Raw genomic sequence first — 14,162 nt, 5'->3', positions numbered from 1 at the left:
GCGCGAGGCCTCAGCGTCGCCCCATCCCGTGGTAGGTCCAGCCGGCAGCCCGCCAGGCGTCGGCGTCCAGACAGTTCCGCCCGTCGATCACGATGCGGCCCCGCACGAGCCCGCCGGCGTGCTGCGGATGGAGCTCCCGGCGGTACTCGTCCCACTCCGTGACGACGACGACCGCATCCGCGTCCCGCAGGGCCTCGTCCCTGGACGAGTCGTACCCGAGCTGCGGATGCCGTGCGCGGGCGTTCTCGATCGCCGCGGGGTCGGTCACCACGACATCGGCGCCCAGTCCGCGCAGCCGCACGGCCACCTCCAGGGCGGGGGAATCGCGGACGTCGTCGCTGAAGGGCTTGAAGGCCGCGCCGAGGACGGCGATCCTCCTCCCGAAGACGAGGCCGCCGAGCGCATCCACCACGAGGCGCACCGCCCGATCCCGTCGGCGGAGGTTGATGGCGTCCACCTCGTGGAGGAACCCGACGGCCTCCCCGCGTCCGAGCTCCTCGGCGCGGGCCGCGAACGCGCGGATATCCTTGGGCAGGCAGCCGCCCCCGAACCCGATCCCCGAGCCGAGGTAGCGGCGGCCGATGCGCGAGTCGTGTCCGAGTGCTTCGGCGAGGAGGGTGACGTCCGCTCCGGCCGCCTCGGCGATCTCGGCCATGGCGTTGATGAACGAGATCTTCGTCGCGAGGAACGCGTTGGCGGCACCCTTCACGAGCTCAGCGGTGGCGAGGTCGGTGACGAGGAAGGGCGCGCCCGCGTCGATCGCCGCGGCGTACACGCGGCGGAGCAGGTCGACGGCGGCGACGCCCTGCCGGGTGTCCTCGGCCCCGACCACCAGACGGTCGGGCCGGAGGGTGTCGTGGACGGCCCAGCCCTCCCGGAGGAACTCGGGGTTCCAGGCGAGCGTCGCGCCGGTCTCCGCGATCCGACGGGCGAGACGGGCGGCAGTGCCCACGGGCACCGTCGACTTCCCGGCCACCACCGCCCCCGGTCGCAGGTGCGGGAGCAGCCCGTCGATCGCCGCGTCGACGAAGCGGAGGTCGGCTGCGGGCCCGGAGGCGGACTGCGGGGTGCCGACCGCGAGGAAGTGCACCTCCGCCCCGGCAGCGGCCGCCGGATCCGCGGCGAAGCGCAACCGCCCTGACCGCACTCCCTCCGCGAGGAGCTCGGCGAGGCCGGGCTCGAAGAAGGGCGCGGCACCCGCGGTGAGGTCGGCGACCTTGCCCTCGTCCACGTCGATCCCCACGACATCGTGACCGAGCGAGGCCATCGCCGCGGCGTGCACCGCTCCCAGATACCCGCATCCGATCACTGACATCCGCATGCGCTCAGCACAGCCGAGCCTTCTCTCGCTCCGGCGCACGCGCGGTGAACACCGGGTGACGGTCGGGTGTCGGGACCGGGTCGCGCGTGGAGCCCTCGGGTCTTCGGGCACACGCTGGTAGTGTGGTCGAGGGTGACCCCGGTCATCCGATAACTTCACATCGACTCATGGAGCGATCGGCGGAGAAGCTGGTCCCCTGTGGTGGGTTCCTCGGCGCAGGTCGGGTGGCTTTCTACTGGTGGCCAGCGCAGGCGAGATTCGCGGGAATGCCCGCGCGCCCGAACCCTTCCGTTCCGCTCCTTTGAACACGCTCGCGCGTCACACGGATTCGCGAGTCTAAACAAAGAAGGAGAGACCTCTTGGAAGGTCCTGAAATCACCGCCACCGAGGCCGTTCTCGACAACGGCCGCTTCGGCACCCGCACCATCCGCTTCGAGACCGGCCGCCTCGCGCAGCAGGCTCAGGGCGCCGTCGCCGCCTACCTGGACGGCGAGACCATGCTCCTGTCGGCCACGAGCGCGGGCAAGCACCCGCGTGAGGGCTTCGACTTCTTCCCGCTGACGGTCGACGTCGAGGAGCGCTCCTACGCCGCCGGCAAGATCCCCGGCTCGTTCTTCCGTCGTGAGGGTCGTCCCTCGACCGAGGCGATCCTGGTCTGCCGTCTGATCGACCGCCCGCTGCGTCCGTCGTTCGTCGACGGCCTGCGCAACGAGGTCCAGATCGTCATCACGGTCCTCTCGATCGCCCCGGGCGAGTTCTACGACGCCCTCGCGATCAACGCCGCGTCCGCGTCGACCCAGATCTCGGGTCTGCCGTTCTCGGGCCCCGTCGCCGGTGTGCGCCTCGCGTTCATCCCCGGTCACGGTCAGCACGAGGACCAGTGGGTCGCGTTCCCGACCGCCGAGCAGGTCTCCGAGGCCGTGTTCGACCTCATCGTCGCCGGCCGCGTGGTCACCAAGGCCGACGGCTCCGAGGACGTCGCGATCATGATGGTCGAGGCCGAGGCGACCGAGGGCAGCTGGAACCTGATCAAGGCCGGCGCCACCAAGCCCGACGAGACCATCGTGGCCCAGGGCCTCGAGGCCTCGAAGCCGTTCATCGCCCAGCTCGTCAAGGCCCAGGCCGAGCTCGCCGCCACCGCGTCGAAGGAGCCGGGCGTGTACCCGGTCTTCCCCGCGTACAGCGACGAGGTCTACGACTTCGTGTCCGAGCGCGCGTTCGCCGAGCTGAGCGACGTCTACCAGATCGCCGACAAGACCGAGCGCCAGAACGCCGACGACGCGATCAAGGACCGCGTCAAGGCCGAGCTCATCGAGGCCACCGAGGCGGGCTCGCTCCCGGCTGCGGCCCCGCTGGAGTTCTCCGCGGCGTACAAGTCCGTCACGAAGAAGATCGTGCGTGGTCGCATCCTCACCGAGGGCACCCGCATCGACGGCCGCGGGCTGGCGGACATCCGTCCGCTCGACGCCGAGGTGCAGGTCATCCCGCGCGTGCACGGCTCCGCGATCTTCCAGCGCGGCGAGACCCAGATCATGGGTGTCACCACGCTGAACATGCTGAAGATGGAGCAGCAGATCGACTCGCTGTCGCCCACGACCAGCAAGCGCTACATGCACCACTACAACTTCCCGCCCTACTCGACCGGTGAGACCGGCCGGGTGGGTTCGCCGAAGCGTCGCGAGATCGGGCACGGCTTCCTCGCCGAGCGCGCTCTGGTGCCGGTTCTGCCGAGCCGCGAGGAGTTCCCGTACGCGATCCGTCAGGTGTCCGAGGCGCTGAGCTCCAACGGCTCCACCTCGATGGGCTCCGTCTGCGCGTCGACCCTCTCGCTCCTCAACGCGGGTGTGCCGCTGCGCGCCCCCGTCGCCGGCATCGCGATGGGCCTCGTCTCCGACGAGGTCAACGGGGAGACCCGGTATGCGGCGCTGACCGACATCCTGGGTGCGGAGGACGCGCTCGGTGACATGGACTTCAAGGTCGCCGGCACGAGCGAGTTCGTCACCGCCATCCAGCTCGACACGAAGCTCGACGGCATCCCGTCGTCGGTGCTCGCGGGCGCGCTGACCCAGGCCAAGGACGCTCGTCTGACGATCCTCAACGTCCTGAACGCCGCGATCGACGCTCCCGACGAGATGGCACCCACCGCGCCGCGCGTCATCAGCGTCCAGATCCCGGTCGACAAGATCGGCGAGCTGATCGGCCCGAAGGGCAAGACGATCAACGCGATCCAGGACGAGACCGGTGCGCAGATCTCCATCGAGGAGGACGGCACCGTCTACATCGGCGCGACCGACGGCCCCTCGGCCGAGGCCGCCCGTGCCCAGGTCAACGCGATCGCCAACCCGACCAACCCGGAGGTCGGCGAGCAGTTCCTCGGCACCGTCGTGAAGATCGCGACCTTCGGCGCCTTCATCTCGCTGCTGCCGGGCAAGGACGGTCTGCTGCACGTCACCGAGGTGCGCAAGCTCGCCGGTGGCAAGCGTGTGGAGAACGTCGAGGACGTGCTCTCCGTCGGCCAGAAGATCCTCGTGAAGATCACGAAGATCGACGACCGCGGCAAGCTGTCGCTCGAGCCCGTGCTCGACGACGCGCCCGCTGCGGACGAGGCTCCGGCCGAGGACGCCGCCGAGTAAGACAACGGATGACACGGAACCCGGGTCTCTCCGTCGGAGGGGCCCGGGTTCCGTCGTCTGTGCCGTGATCGAAACGTTATGGGAAGTTTGCGCGCCGTTCCCCGGATTGGTCGGGACGTTCGCGCACGTCGCATACCCTCGAAGTACGCACCGGGGGGTGCCAGCGAAGCAGTGATGTCGATCGGCTCCGGCCGATCACGGCGGGGGTGAGAGTATGCGGTTGTTCAGCGTAGGCGCAGGAACACCTGCTGAACGCGCCCCGCAGGAGCATGAGGACCACCCCTCCGCCCCCATCCCGATCGTCGGTCCCGGGGTCGGGGAGTCCATCCGTGCCGCCCTCGGCGAGACCGGGTACGAGACGTTCCCGCTCATGCTCGGCGCCGCGGAGTTCGGATGGAACGTCGATCTCGAGACGAGCCACGGCATCCTCGACCGCTACGTGGAGTTCGGTGGCAACGCCATCCATACCGCGGACGGGTTCTCCGGCGGGCGCAGCGAGCACATCCTCGGGCAGTGGCTGCGGTCGCGGGACCAGCGCGAGCGGGTGGTCCTGAGCGTGCGCATCGGCGCGCACGCCGACAACCCCGGCCTGGGATCGGTCAACCTCGTCCGTGCCGTCGAGGGGTCGCTGACCCGGCTCGGCGTCGAGCGCATCGACGTGCTGTACCTCGACGCCACGCTGGATGCGACGACCAACCTCGAAGACACCCTGGCCACGGTCGAGTGGCTCGTCGAGGCGGGGAAGATCGGGGCGCTCGGCGCGTACGGCTTCACGCCGGAGAGGCTCGTCGAGGCGCGGATCCTCGCGTCGGCGGGTTATCCGCGCATCACGGTCATCGACACGCCGTACAACCTCGTCCGTCGGCAGCCGTTCGAGGGCGACCTGCGGCTCGTCGCCGGCGCGCAGAACCTCGCCGTGACGCCGTCCCACGCGCTGGAGCACGGATTCCTGTCCGGCCGTCACCGGACGAAGGCGGTCGCGTCGCGCGGCGTCCGCGGCGAGCAGCTCCGGGGTCACCTCAACCGCCGAGGGACCAAGGTGCTGCGTGCGCTGGATCAGGTCGCAGCGGAGCTCGCCGTGCCTGTCGCGGCCGTGTCCATCGCGTGGCTGCTCGCGCAGCGCACGGTCGCCGCGCCGATCGTGAACACGTTCGCGACCGACCACGTCGACGAGCTCATGCAGGGCGCGGGCGTGACGCTGTCCCGGGTACAGGTCGCCGACCTCACCCGCGCGGGCGCCTGAGCTCGCGGCGCCCGTGACATAGGGTGGAAGAGGAAGACCGGCGGATGCTGGCGACGAGGCGAGCGAGCGAGTTGTGACGCACTACATATATCTGGTCAGACACGGTGAACATCAGGATGCCGAGCACGGCCTCGCCGACGGACCCCTCTCCCCGCGCGGTCAGCGGCAGGCGGAGCTGATCGCGGATCGCCTGTCCGGCCTCCCGCTCGACGCCGTCTGGCATTCGCCGCTCCTCCGCGCCGCGGAGACGGCGCGAGCGATCGCCGGCCGACTCCCCTCCGTGGATCCGGAGCCCTCCGCTCTGCTCTTCGACTGCGTGCCGACGGGGATGACGGAGGAGACGCCGGCCGTGTTCGAGCCCTTCTTCGGCTCCGTGACCGAGGCGGAGATCGAGGCGGGCCGCGCGCAGATGTCCGATGCCGTCAACGAGTTCCTCGTGCGGAAGACCGGCGACGTGCACGAGGTGCTCATCACCCACAACTTCGTGATCTCGTGGTTCGTGCGCGAGGTGCTCGCCGCACCGGACTGGCGCTGGATGACCCTGAACCAGTCGCACTGCGGGTTGACGGTGATCGCGCAGAAGCAGGGACGGCCATGGACCCTGCTCACGCACAACGACACCGGCCATCTTCCGATGGAGCTGCGGACGGGCATCCCGGACGCGCTGCTGGTCTGATCGACGCCTCCGCGCGCCGCGACCCCCGGCCGACGCCCGGAAATAGACTGGACGCATGACCACGAAGGTAGCCCTCGTCGGCGGGACCGGAAAGCTCGGGACGATCATCGCTGCGGTGATCGAGGAGCTCGAGGGCTTCGAGGTGAGCCGGGTGCTGACGTCGGCGAGCGACCTGTCGGAGCTCGCGGGCGCCGACCTCGTGATCGATGCCTCAACCCCGCAGGTCAGCATCGACGTGGTGCGCACGGCCGTGGAGCACGGGCTCAACATCCTCGTGGCCACCTCCGGCTGGTCGGCGGAGCGGATCGCCCTCGTCCGGCCGCTCGTCGAAGCCGCCGACACGGGAGCGGTGTTCATCCCGAACTTCTCCCTCGGCTCCGTTCTCGGCTCGGCCCTCGCGGCGGCCGCCGCGCCCTACTTCGGCTCGGTCGAGATCGTCGAGGCACACCGGGAGACGAAGGTGGACTCGCCCAGCGGGACAGCCGTCCGCACGGCGGAGCTCATCGCCGCCGCGCGCGCGACGCAGGGTCCGGTGAGTGCGCCGCATGCCGATCAGCGCGCCCGAGGTCAGCAGGTCGGCAGCGTGCCCATCCACTCGCTCCGCCGCCCCGGGGTGATCGCCAAGCAGGAGGTGATCCTGTCCGGTCCGGGGGAGTCGCTGACCTTCACGCATGACACCACCGACCCGGGCCTGGCGTATGCGCCGGGGATCCGCCTGGCCGTGCCCTATGCGGCCACCGCCACCGGCGTCGTGGTGGGCCTGGAGAACATGCTCGACATCGGCATCCGCTCGTGATGTCGCGGATCGGGGTCGGGCTGATGGCCGCGGCCCTCCTGCTCTACCTCGTGGTGGCGGGCTGGCTCGCCGTCATGTTCCTCGCCGTGGGCACGCCTGTCTCCATCGGGATGGGCATCACGCTCCTCGTGCTCGCACCCGTGGGCGGGTGGGCGCTGGTGCGCGAGATGCTCTTCGGGTTCGGTGCCGACCGTCTGGGACGCCTGCTCGACGCCGAGGGCGGTATGCCGCCCGTGGAGACCGAGCTCACGCCCAGCGGACGCATCGCCCGCAAGGATGCCGACGCGCTCGTCGCGCGCTACACGGCGGAGGCGGAGGCGGCGCCCACCGACTGGCGGGCGCGCTATCGCCTCGGCGTCGTGCAGGACGCGGCGGGACGCCGCAAGGACGCCAGGGCGAGCATCCGACAGGCGATCAGCCTCTCCCGCGCCTGAGGTCCACGCGGCTCAGGCGAGAGTCGCCTCGAGCGTGATCTCGATGCCCGCGAGAGCCTGGGACACCGGGCAACCGGTCTTCGCCCCCTCGGCGATCTCCTGGAACTTCTCCGCGGTCAGACCCGGCACGGTCGCGTTGACGTTGAGGTGGCTGCCGGTGATGCCGACGCCCGGCTTGAAGGTGACCGAGGCGCTGGTGTCGACGCGCTCCGGGGGCGTGCCGTTCTCGGTGAGTGCGTGCGAGAGCGCCATGCTGAAGCAGGAGGCATGGGCCGCGGCGATGAGCTCCTCCGGCGTCGTGGTCGTCTCGCTGCCCTCGCTGCGCGACTTCCAGTCGATCGGGAACGTCCCCAGATGCGAGGAGGAGAAGGCGACCGTGCCGGAACCCTCCGTGAGCGATCCGGTCCAGGTGGCGGCGGCTTCACTGGTGACGGGCATGGTTCCTCCGGTTCTGACGCCACCGGGGGAGCGGCGTCGCTTGCTCGTCAGCCTACCGAGCGACCGGGCCTTCGGGAACCGGCGTCAGGCGGCGCGGCGCGGTCGGCCGGTGAGCCCGACGCGCTGCAGCAGGAGGTAGAGCTGGCACCCGAGGCACAGTCCGAACACGGCGTTGAGGAAGGCGGCGAGGAACGCGGCGGCGGTGGCGATCGGAAGGGCCCACGGCACCCCGGCGAGGTGGAGCAGGAGGCCGAATCCCACGACGACGAGACCAACGCCCTGGGCGAACCGCGGGGGACGCGGATCCTCCAGCTCTGCGGGCGGCGCGAGGCGCGGACGGACGAGGCGGCGGTAGAGGACGCCCCACGGGGCGGTGGCGGGAGAGACGACGCCCCAGAGGAACAGGAGCGCGATCAGTGTGGCGAGGAGGAAGCCCGGGTCGAGGACACGCGCGACCGGCCCCGCGGCGGAGACCGCCCACCCGCCTCCTCCGATGAACGCGAACTCCGACGACGCCGTGAGCGCGAACCAGCCATCGGTGGTCCGCGCGGTGGAGATCCCGATGAGGGCCAGGAACGTCGCGACGGCGAGCAGGAGTGCGGTGATCCCGGCGGCGAAGCGGGGCCCGCGCGGATCGATTCCGGGGGGAGGGTTCATCATCTGCTCCAGACGGGGTCTCAGACGGCGGCGAGGGCGTGGGTCAGGCTCTCGCGAGCGGGTATGCCCGCGAACCGGGCCCTGACGCGCCCGGTGGCGTCGAGCACGAAGGTGGTCGGTGTCTGCAGCACACGGTAGCGCGCCGAGAGATCCGGGCGGTGCGTGAGATCGACCTCGATGTGCGCGAGGCCGGCGTCCTCGGACGCGAAGGAGCCCAGAAGACGACGCACCTGCGGGCAGCGGGCGCAGGTCTCCGTGCTGAACTGCACGAGCGTCGCCGTGGCCCCCAGCGCCGCGTCCTCCGCATCAGCGGGATCGAACCGCAGGTCGCCGCCGTCGCGGCGGCGACCCTCTCTCCCGCGGAGCACGAGCCCGACCACGGTGGCGAGCACCAGAAGCGCGGCCAGGGCGGCGAAAGCGAGCGCGGGGGACATCCCTCGAGGCTAGAGCCGTGATCGCAGAAGCGTCGCGATGTTTCGGTCCGTGACGTGCGGATCGCGTCACGGCCACCGCCCCCGCCGGGAGCGGGGCGGGTATCCTGACAACCATGAGCGCCGCTGTCCCGACTCCGTACGAAGACCTGCTCCGCGACGTGCTCGAGACGGGCACGCACAAGAGCGATCGCACCGGGACCGGGACCACCAGCGTGTTCGGGCGGCAGATCCGCTTCGGTCTCGCGCAGGGCTTCCCCCTCATCACCACGAAGCGCGTCCACTTCAAGTCCATCGCGTACGAGCTGCTGTGGTTCCTGCGGGGCGACTCCAACGTCCGCTGGCTGCAGGAGAACGGCGTCTCGATCTGGGACGAGTGGGCGGACGAGGACGGCGACCTCGGCCCGGTGTACGGCGTCCAGTGGCGCTCCTGGCCGACACCCGACGGCGGCAGCATCGATCAGCTGACCGAGGTCATCGAGCAGATCCGACGCTCACCCGACTCACGGCGCCTGCTCGTCTCCGCTTGGAACCCCGCAGACATCCCCGATATGGCCCTCGCGCCGTGCCACGCGCTCTTCCAGTTCTATGTCGCTGACGGAAAGCTCTCCTGCCAGCTCTACCAGCGCAGCGCGGACATGTTCCTCGGCGTCCCGTTCAACATCGCCTCCTACGCGCTGCTGACGATGATGATCGCGCAGCAGGTGGGGCTGGAGCCCGGCGACTTCGTGTGGACCGGCGGGGACTGCCACGTCTACGACAACCACGTCGAGCAGGTGCGCGAGCAGCTCACGCGAGAGGCCTACCCGTACCCGACGCTGCGCTTCGCGCGGAAGCCGGAGTCGATCCTCGACTACCGGTTCGAGGACTTCGTCGTCGAGGACTACCAGCACCACGCACCGATCAGGGCGGCGGTGGCGGTATGACCTGGGTGGGGCTCATCTGGGCCGAGGCCGCCGGAGGCGTGATCGGCGCCGAGGGCGGCATGCCCTGGTACGTGCCGGAGGATCTGGCGCACTTCAAGGAGACCACGCAGGGCGCTCCGGTCGTCATGGGACGCAAGACCTGGGACTCGCTGCCCGAGCGATTCCGCCCCCTGCCCGGTCGCGACAACATCGTCGTGACCCGCCAGCAGGACTGGACGGCGGAGGGCGCCCGCCGTGCGTCCACGGTGTCCGAGGCCGTGCGCGGCCAGGAGAAGGTGTGGATCATCGGCGGTGCGGAGATCTTCCGTCAGGTGATCGCCGACGCCGACCGGCTCGAGGTCACCGAGCTCGACCTCACGGTCGACGGTGACACGTTCGCTCCGCCCAAGACCGGGTGGCGCGTGGTGGACGAGGGGGACTGGCAGACGTCCCGCACCGGCGTCCGGTATCGCTTCCTGAGGTACGAGCGCTGATGCCCACCGTACTGATCACCGGAGCCAGCGCGGGGCTGGGCGCCGAGTTCGCCCGTCAGCTGGCACGTCGACGCGCCGACCTCGTGCTCGTGGCCCGCTCGGAGGAGTCGCTCTCGGCTCTCGCGGGGGAGTTGCGCGGCGAGTGGGGAGTGGCTGTCGAGGTGCTCCCGGCCGATCTGTCCGAGGAGGTCGGCGTCGAGCTCGTCGCGGCTCGGCTCCGTGATCGGGACGATCCGATCGACCTGCTCGTGAACAACGCCGGTTTCGGATTGCCGTTGCAGTTCGCCGACAACGACATCGAGGACGAGGTGCGGCATCTGCGTGTGCACGTCGAGGCCTCCATGCGCCTGATGCACGCGGCCCTGCAGACCATGCGGGGGCGGGGCGGTCGGATCATCAACGTCGCCTCGGTGGCCGGTTTCATCTCGCGGTCGACGTACTCCGCCTGCAAGGCCTGGCTCATCGACTTCAGCCGGTGGGCGAACACCGCCTACGGCCCGGACGGCGTGAGCGTCACGGCGCTCTGCCCCGGTTTCACGCACACCTCCTTCCATGAGCGGATGGGTCTCGCGGTCGGCGAGGAGGGCGTGCCGACCTTCCTGTGGCTCGATGCCCGAGACGTCGTGCGCGAGGGGCTCCGCGACGCGGCGCGGGGCAAGGCCGTGTCCATCCCCTCGGTGCGGTACAAGGCCGTCGTGGCCGCGACGAAGGTGCTGCCTCGGTCCCTCACCGCGGCGGTCGCCCGCCGGGGTCGGGTCTGACCCGCCGTCAGCGGAACCGCCCGAGACGGATCCCGGCGAGGGCGATGGCGGCGATCGTCTCGCCGTCCGTGATGCGGCCGTCGGCGATCATCCGCAGGACCTCGCCGAACGCCACCCACTCCACGGTGTCGATGCCCTCCTCCGCGCGGCTGTCGACCGCATCGTGGACGCGCTCGATCTCCCGGGCCAGGAAGACGTGCTCCGTGGCCTCCGCGACGCCGTCGAGCGCGTGGGTCGTGCCGAGGAGCTCCCACCGGAGCGCCCGGTGCCCGGACTCCTCGAGGAGCTCGCGTTCCGCGGCGGCACGCGGGTCCTCGCCGTCGGTGCCGCCGGCGGGCACCTCGACGGACGGGCCGATCGTGTAGCGATCGACGGTGACCAGGCAGACTCGGTCGTCGGCGTCCATCGCGACGATGAACACCGCCGGGTTCCGCACCGTCATGACGCCGTAGACGCCCCGGCCACCCGGTCCGGTGACGTCGTCCTCCCGGACGCGGATCCAGGCGTTCTCGTAGGTCGTGCGTGAGGCGTGCGTGATCCAACCCATGGTGCGAGCCTACGGCCGACAGGGGAGGAGGACCGGACCCGTCCGCGACAGCGGCATCCGACCCGATACGCTGGACGCATGACGCACTCGGGCAACCCCTTCGGACAGGTTCTCGTCGCGCTCGTCACTCCGATGACGGCCGACGGCGAAGTCGACTGGCCCGCCGTCGAGAAGCACATCGATGACGTGATCACCGCAGGCGCGGACGGCATCGTCGTGACGGGAACGACCGGCGAGACCTCGACCCTGACGGACCCGGAGAAGCTCAAGCTCGTCGAGGTCGGCAAGTCCGTCTCGTCGGGACGCGCGAAGATCATCACGGGTGGCGGATCGAACGAGACCGCGCATGCGATCGAGCTGTACAAGGCCAGCGAGAAGGCCGGCGCCGACGGCATCATGATCGTCACGCCGTACTACAACAAGCCGACGCAGGCGGGCATCCTCACGCACTTCCGGCTCGTCGCCGATGCGACCGACCTGCCGGTCATCCTGTACGACATCCCCGGGCGGACCGGTGTCCCGATCAAGTACGAGACGATCCTCCGGCTCGCCAAGCACCCGAACATCGTCGCCGTGAAGGATGCGAAGGGCGACTTCTCCGAGGTGAGCCGTGTGCTCAACCAGACCGACCTCATGTACTTCTCCGGTGACGACGCGAACGTGCTGCCGCACCTTTCGATCGGCGCGACCGGCCTCATCGGCGTGACGGCGAACGTCGCCGCCGCTCCGTACCGGACCATCATCGACGCGGTGAACCGTGGCGACCTCGCCACCGCGACCGCCGAGCACAAGCGACTGGAGCCGCTGGTCCGGGCCGTCATGACGCACGTCCCCGGCACGGTCGCCGCGAAGTACATCCTGCACGGGCTGGGCCGCATCTCCAGTCCGCGTGTCCGCCTTCCCCTCGTCGGCCCGGAGGAGTGGGAGGCCGCCCTCATCGAGGACGAGCTCGATCTCGTCAGCGGCGTGCCGGGGGCGGACTTCTCGAACTTCCGGCCCGACCGCAACGCGGCCGCGGGCGGCGCCCTGCCGAAGGTGCACGGCACGACGCGCTGAGCCGCGTCACCATGAACGAACGGACGCGTGGAGTGTCCGACTGAGGAGACAGCATGTCCATTCCCCTGGCCGAACCGTCCGCTCTCGACGAAGGGACGCTCCGGGTCATCCCGATCGGCGGCCTGGGGGAGATCGGTCGCAACATGACCGTGTTCGAGTACGCGGGCAAGATCCTCATCGTGGACTGCGGGGTGCTCTTCCCGGAGGAGCACCAGCCCGGCGTCGACCTCATCCTCCCGGACTTCGAGCCGATCCGTGACCGTCTCGACGACATCGTGGGCGTGGTGCTGACGCACGGGCACGAGGACCACATCGGGGCGGTTCCGTACCTGCTGCGGCTGAAGAGCGACATCCCGCTGATCGGCTCCGGACTGACGCTCGCCCTCGTCGAGGCGAAGCTGAAGGAGCACCGCATCAAGGCCTTCACCCTGACCGTGAAGGAAGGCCAGCACGAGAAGGTCGGGCCGTTCGACCTCGAGTTCGTCGCGGTGAACCACTCCATCCCGGACGCGCTGGCCGTCGCGATCCGCACCCCCGCGGGCATGGCCCTCGCCACCGGCGACTTCAAGATGGACCAGCTGCCCCTGGACGGCCGCATCACCGATCTGCGCGCGTTCTCGCGCCTGGGGGAGGAGGGCGTCGACCTCTTCCTCGTCGACTCCACCAACGCCGACGTCCCCGGCTTCACGCCCACGGAGCGCTCCATCGGCCCGGTCCTCGACCAGGTCATCGGCAAGGCTCCGCGCCGCGTGATCGTCGCGAGCTTCTCCAGCCACGTGCACCGCGTGCAGCAGGTGATCGACGCCGCGCACGCGCACGGGCGTCGGGTCGCGTTCCTCGGCCGCAGCATGGTCCGCAACATGACGATCGCGGAGCAGCTCGGCTACCTCAAGGTGCCGGCGGGCGTCCTGATCGACTTCAAGAAGGCACGCGACCTCCCGGACGAGCAGATCGTCTACATGTCGACCGGTTCGCAGGGCGAGCCGATGGCCGTGCTGAGCCGCATGGCCAACATGGACCACGCCATCGAGGTCAGCGAGGGCGACACCGTGATCCTGGCGTCGAGCCTCATCCCGGGCAACGAGAACGCCGTCTACCGCGTCATCGACGGGCTCACGAAGCTGGGCGCGAACGTCGTGCACAAGGCCAACGCGCGGGTGCACGTGTCGGGGCACGCCGCGGCCGGCGAGCTGCTCTACTGCTACAACATCCTCAAGCCGAAGAACGTCCTCCCTGTCCACGGGGAGTACCGGCACCTGATCGCCAACGCCAAGCTCGCCCAGGACACCGGGATCCCCGAGCAGAACACGATCATCGCCTCCAACGGCACCGTCATCGACCTGAAAGACGGCGTCGCCCGGGTGGCCGGGCAGCTCGACCTCGGGTTCGTCTACGTCGACGGCTCGACCGTCGGCGAGATCACCGATGCCGATCTCAAGGACCGCCGCATCCTCGGCGAGGAGGGGTTCATCTCGGTCATCGTCGTCGTGGATGCCGCGACCGGGCGCATCATCTCGGGGCCGGAGATCCACGCGCGCGGCGTCGCCGAGGACGACGCCGTGTTCGACGACGTCGCTCCGAAGATCGTCGCCGCGCTGAAGGAGGCGTCCGGCAACGGTGTGCGCGACACGCACGCGCTGTCGCAGGTCGTCCGTCGGACGATCGGCCGCTGGGTGAACCAGAAGCTGCGTCGGCGCCCGATGATCGTCCCTCTCGTCATCGAGGCCTGACCCTCCGATCACGGCGTGCCGTCGCGCGCCGTGATCGTCG

General features: G+C 70.1%; 15 protein-coding genes. 10 read left to right on the top strand and 5 right to left on the bottom strand.

The features are described from left to right. Positions 1-10: 10 nt before the first annotated feature. Positions 11-1,321, bottom strand: coding sequence for a UDP-glucose/GDP-mannose dehydrogenase family protein (locus BV453_RS15655; RefSeq protein WP_249522010.1), 1,311 nt, complete (start codon positions 1,319-1,321; stop codon positions 11-13). Between the two features lie 359 nt (positions 1,322-1,680). Here BV453_RS15655 and BV453_RS15650 point away from each other — a divergent pair, with 359 nt between their 5' ends. The 5 genes from BV453_RS15650 to BV453_RS15630 all read left to right on the top strand — a co-directional run bounded on the left by BV453_RS15650 (position 1,681) and on the right by BV453_RS15630 (position 7,103). After that, positions 1,681-3,954: a polyribonucleotide nucleotidyltransferase gene (locus BV453_RS15650; protein ID WP_060921087.1), complete on the top strand. Its 2,274-nt coding sequence runs from the start codon at positions 1,681-1,683 to the stop codon at positions 3,952-3,954. A gap of 214 nt (positions 3,955-4,168) precedes the next feature. Beyond that, entirely contained in the window at positions 4,169-5,197 is a 1,029-nt protein-coding gene (locus BV453_RS15645) for an aldo/keto reductase (protein ID WP_025103211.1), read from the top strand. 73 nt (positions 5,198-5,270) lie between these two features. After that, positions 5,271-5,873: a histidine phosphatase family protein gene (locus tag BV453_RS15640; protein ID WP_025103212.1), complete on the top strand. Its 603-nt coding sequence runs from the start codon at positions 5,271-5,273 to the stop codon at positions 5,871-5,873. Positions 5,874-5,928: 55 nt separating this feature from the next. Beyond that, positions 5,929-6,669 (top strand): 4-hydroxy-tetrahydrodipicolinate reductase, encoded by a 741-nt coding sequence (gene dapB / locus BV453_RS15635; RefSeq protein WP_025103213.1) that lies wholly within the window; start codon positions 5,929-5,931, stop codon positions 6,667-6,669. Further along, the gene (locus tag BV453_RS15630; RefSeq protein ID WP_082749918.1) at positions 6,669-7,103 is read left to right on the top strand and encodes a hypothetical protein; all 435 of its coding nucleotides are present in this window, start codon (positions 6,669-6,671) and stop codon (positions 7,101-7,103) included. Before dapB ends, BV453_RS15630 begins: the two co-directional genes overlap by 1 nt. A gap of 12 nt (positions 7,104-7,115) precedes the next feature. Here the strand turns inward: BV453_RS15630 and BV453_RS15625 are convergent, their stop codons facing one another. From BV453_RS15625 to BV453_RS15615, 3 genes are all read right to left on the bottom strand, one after another. Continuing rightward, complete coding sequence (locus tag BV453_RS15625; RefSeq protein WP_085607318.1) at positions 7,116-7,541, bottom strand: OsmC family peroxiredoxin; 426 nt, start codon at positions 7,539-7,541, stop codon at positions 7,116-7,118. Positions 7,542-7,625: 84 nt separating this feature from the next. Beyond that, entirely contained in the window at positions 7,626-8,198 is a 573-nt protein-coding gene (locus tag BV453_RS15620; protein ID WP_249522009.1) for a DUF4395 domain-containing protein, read from the bottom strand. Between the two features lie 20 nt (positions 8,199-8,218). Next, complete coding sequence (locus BV453_RS15615) at positions 8,219-8,632, bottom strand: thioredoxin family protein (protein WP_249522008.1); 414 nt, start codon at positions 8,630-8,632, stop codon at positions 8,219-8,221. Positions 8,633-8,745: 113 nt separating this feature from the next. On the opposite strand from BV453_RS15615, the gene BV453_RS15610 reads away from it, so the two are divergent. From BV453_RS15610 to BV453_RS15600, 3 genes are read left to right on the top strand one after another with little or no spacing between them, the layout of a single operon-like run. Next, the gene (locus BV453_RS15610; RefSeq protein ID WP_249522007.1) at positions 8,746-9,555 is read left to right on the top strand and encodes a thymidylate synthase; all 810 of its coding nucleotides are present in this window, start codon (positions 8,746-8,748) and stop codon (positions 9,553-9,555) included. Continuing rightward, positions 9,552-10,028, top strand: coding sequence for a dihydrofolate reductase (locus tag BV453_RS15605; RefSeq protein WP_062634903.1), 477 nt, complete (start codon positions 9,552-9,554; stop codon positions 10,026-10,028). Before BV453_RS15610 ends, BV453_RS15605 begins: the two co-directional genes overlap by 4 nt. Further along, complete coding sequence (locus tag BV453_RS15600) at positions 10,028-10,789, top strand: SDR family oxidoreductase (RefSeq protein WP_249522006.1); 762 nt, start codon at positions 10,028-10,030, stop codon at positions 10,787-10,789. The genes BV453_RS15605 and BV453_RS15600 overlap by 1 nt, the downstream gene beginning before the upstream one ends. A gap of 7 nt (positions 10,790-10,796) precedes the next feature. On the opposite strand, the gene BV453_RS15595 is transcribed toward BV453_RS15600, so the two are convergent. Continuing rightward, the gene (locus BV453_RS15595) at positions 10,797-11,336 is read right to left on the bottom strand and encodes an NUDIX domain-containing protein (protein ID WP_249522005.1); all 540 of its coding nucleotides are present in this window, start codon (positions 11,334-11,336) and stop codon (positions 10,797-10,799) included. 78 nt (positions 11,337-11,414) lie between these two features. On the opposite strand from BV453_RS15595, the gene dapA reads away from it, so the two are divergent. Next, a complete protein-coding gene (gene dapA, locus BV453_RS15590) occupies positions 11,415-12,392 on the top strand; it encodes a 4-hydroxy-tetrahydrodipicolinate synthase (protein ID WP_249522004.1) in 978 nt (325 codons plus the stop codon). A 53-nt stretch (positions 12,393-12,445) separates the two neighbouring features. Further along, complete coding sequence (locus BV453_RS15585; RefSeq protein ID WP_025103223.1) at positions 12,446-14,122, top strand: ribonuclease J; 1,677 nt, start codon at positions 12,446-12,448, stop codon at positions 14,120-14,122. The last annotated feature ends 40 nt before the right edge of the window (positions 14,123-14,162 follow it).

It is taken from the genome of Microbacterium sp. ER1 (assembly GCF_023383675.1).
Lineage (GTDB): Bacteria > Actinomycetota > Actinomycetes > Actinomycetales > Microbacteriaceae > Microbacterium.
This window is presented reverse-complemented; position numbering and strand designations above follow the sequence as displayed.

Coding starts and splice junctions, on each gene's coding strand:
- dapB (WP_025103213.1), top strand. CDS start 5,929: ATGACCACGAAGGTAGCCCTCGTCGGCGGGACCGGAAAGCTCGGGACG.
- BV453_RS15630 (WP_082749918.1), top strand. CDS start 6,669: ATGTCGCGGATCGGGGTCGGGCTGATGGCCGCGGCCCTCCTGCTCTAC.
- BV453_RS15605 (WP_062634903.1), top strand. CDS start 9,552: ATGACCTGGGTGGGGCTCATCTGGGCCGAGGCCGCCGGAGGCGTGATC.
- BV453_RS15600 (WP_249522006.1), top strand. CDS start 10,028: ATGCCCACCGTACTGATCACCGGAGCCAGCGCGGGGCTGGGCGCCGAG.
- dapA (WP_249522004.1), top strand. CDS start 11,415: ATGACGCACTCGGGCAACCCCTTCGGACAGGTTCTCGTCGCGCTCGTC.
- BV453_RS15620 (WP_249522009.1), bottom strand. CDS start 8,198: ATGAACCCTCCCCCCGGAATCGATCCGCGCGGGCCCCGCTTCGCCGCC.
- BV453_RS15625 (WP_085607318.1), bottom strand. CDS start 7,541: ATGCCCGTCACCAGTGAAGCCGCCGCCACCTGGACCGGATCGCTCACG.
- BV453_RS15595 (WP_249522005.1), bottom strand. CDS start 11,336: ATGGGTTGGATCACGCACGCCTCACGCACGACCTACGAGAACGCCTGG.
- BV453_RS15655 (WP_249522010.1), bottom strand. CDS start 1,321: ATGCGGATGTCAGTGATCGGATGCGGGTATCTGGGAGCGGTGCACGCC.
- BV453_RS15645 (WP_025103211.1), top strand. CDS start 4,169: ATGCGGTTGTTCAGCGTAGGCGCAGGAACACCTGCTGAACGCGCCCCG.
- BV453_RS15615 (WP_249522008.1), bottom strand. CDS start 8,632: ATGTCCCCCGCGCTCGCTTTCGCCGCCCTGGCCGCGCTTCTGGTGCTC.
- BV453_RS15610 (WP_249522007.1), top strand. CDS start 8,746: ATGAGCGCCGCTGTCCCGACTCCGTACGAAGACCTGCTCCGCGACGTG.
- BV453_RS15585 (WP_025103223.1), top strand. CDS start 12,446: ATGTCCATTCCCCTGGCCGAACCGTCCGCTCTCGACGAAGGGACGCTC.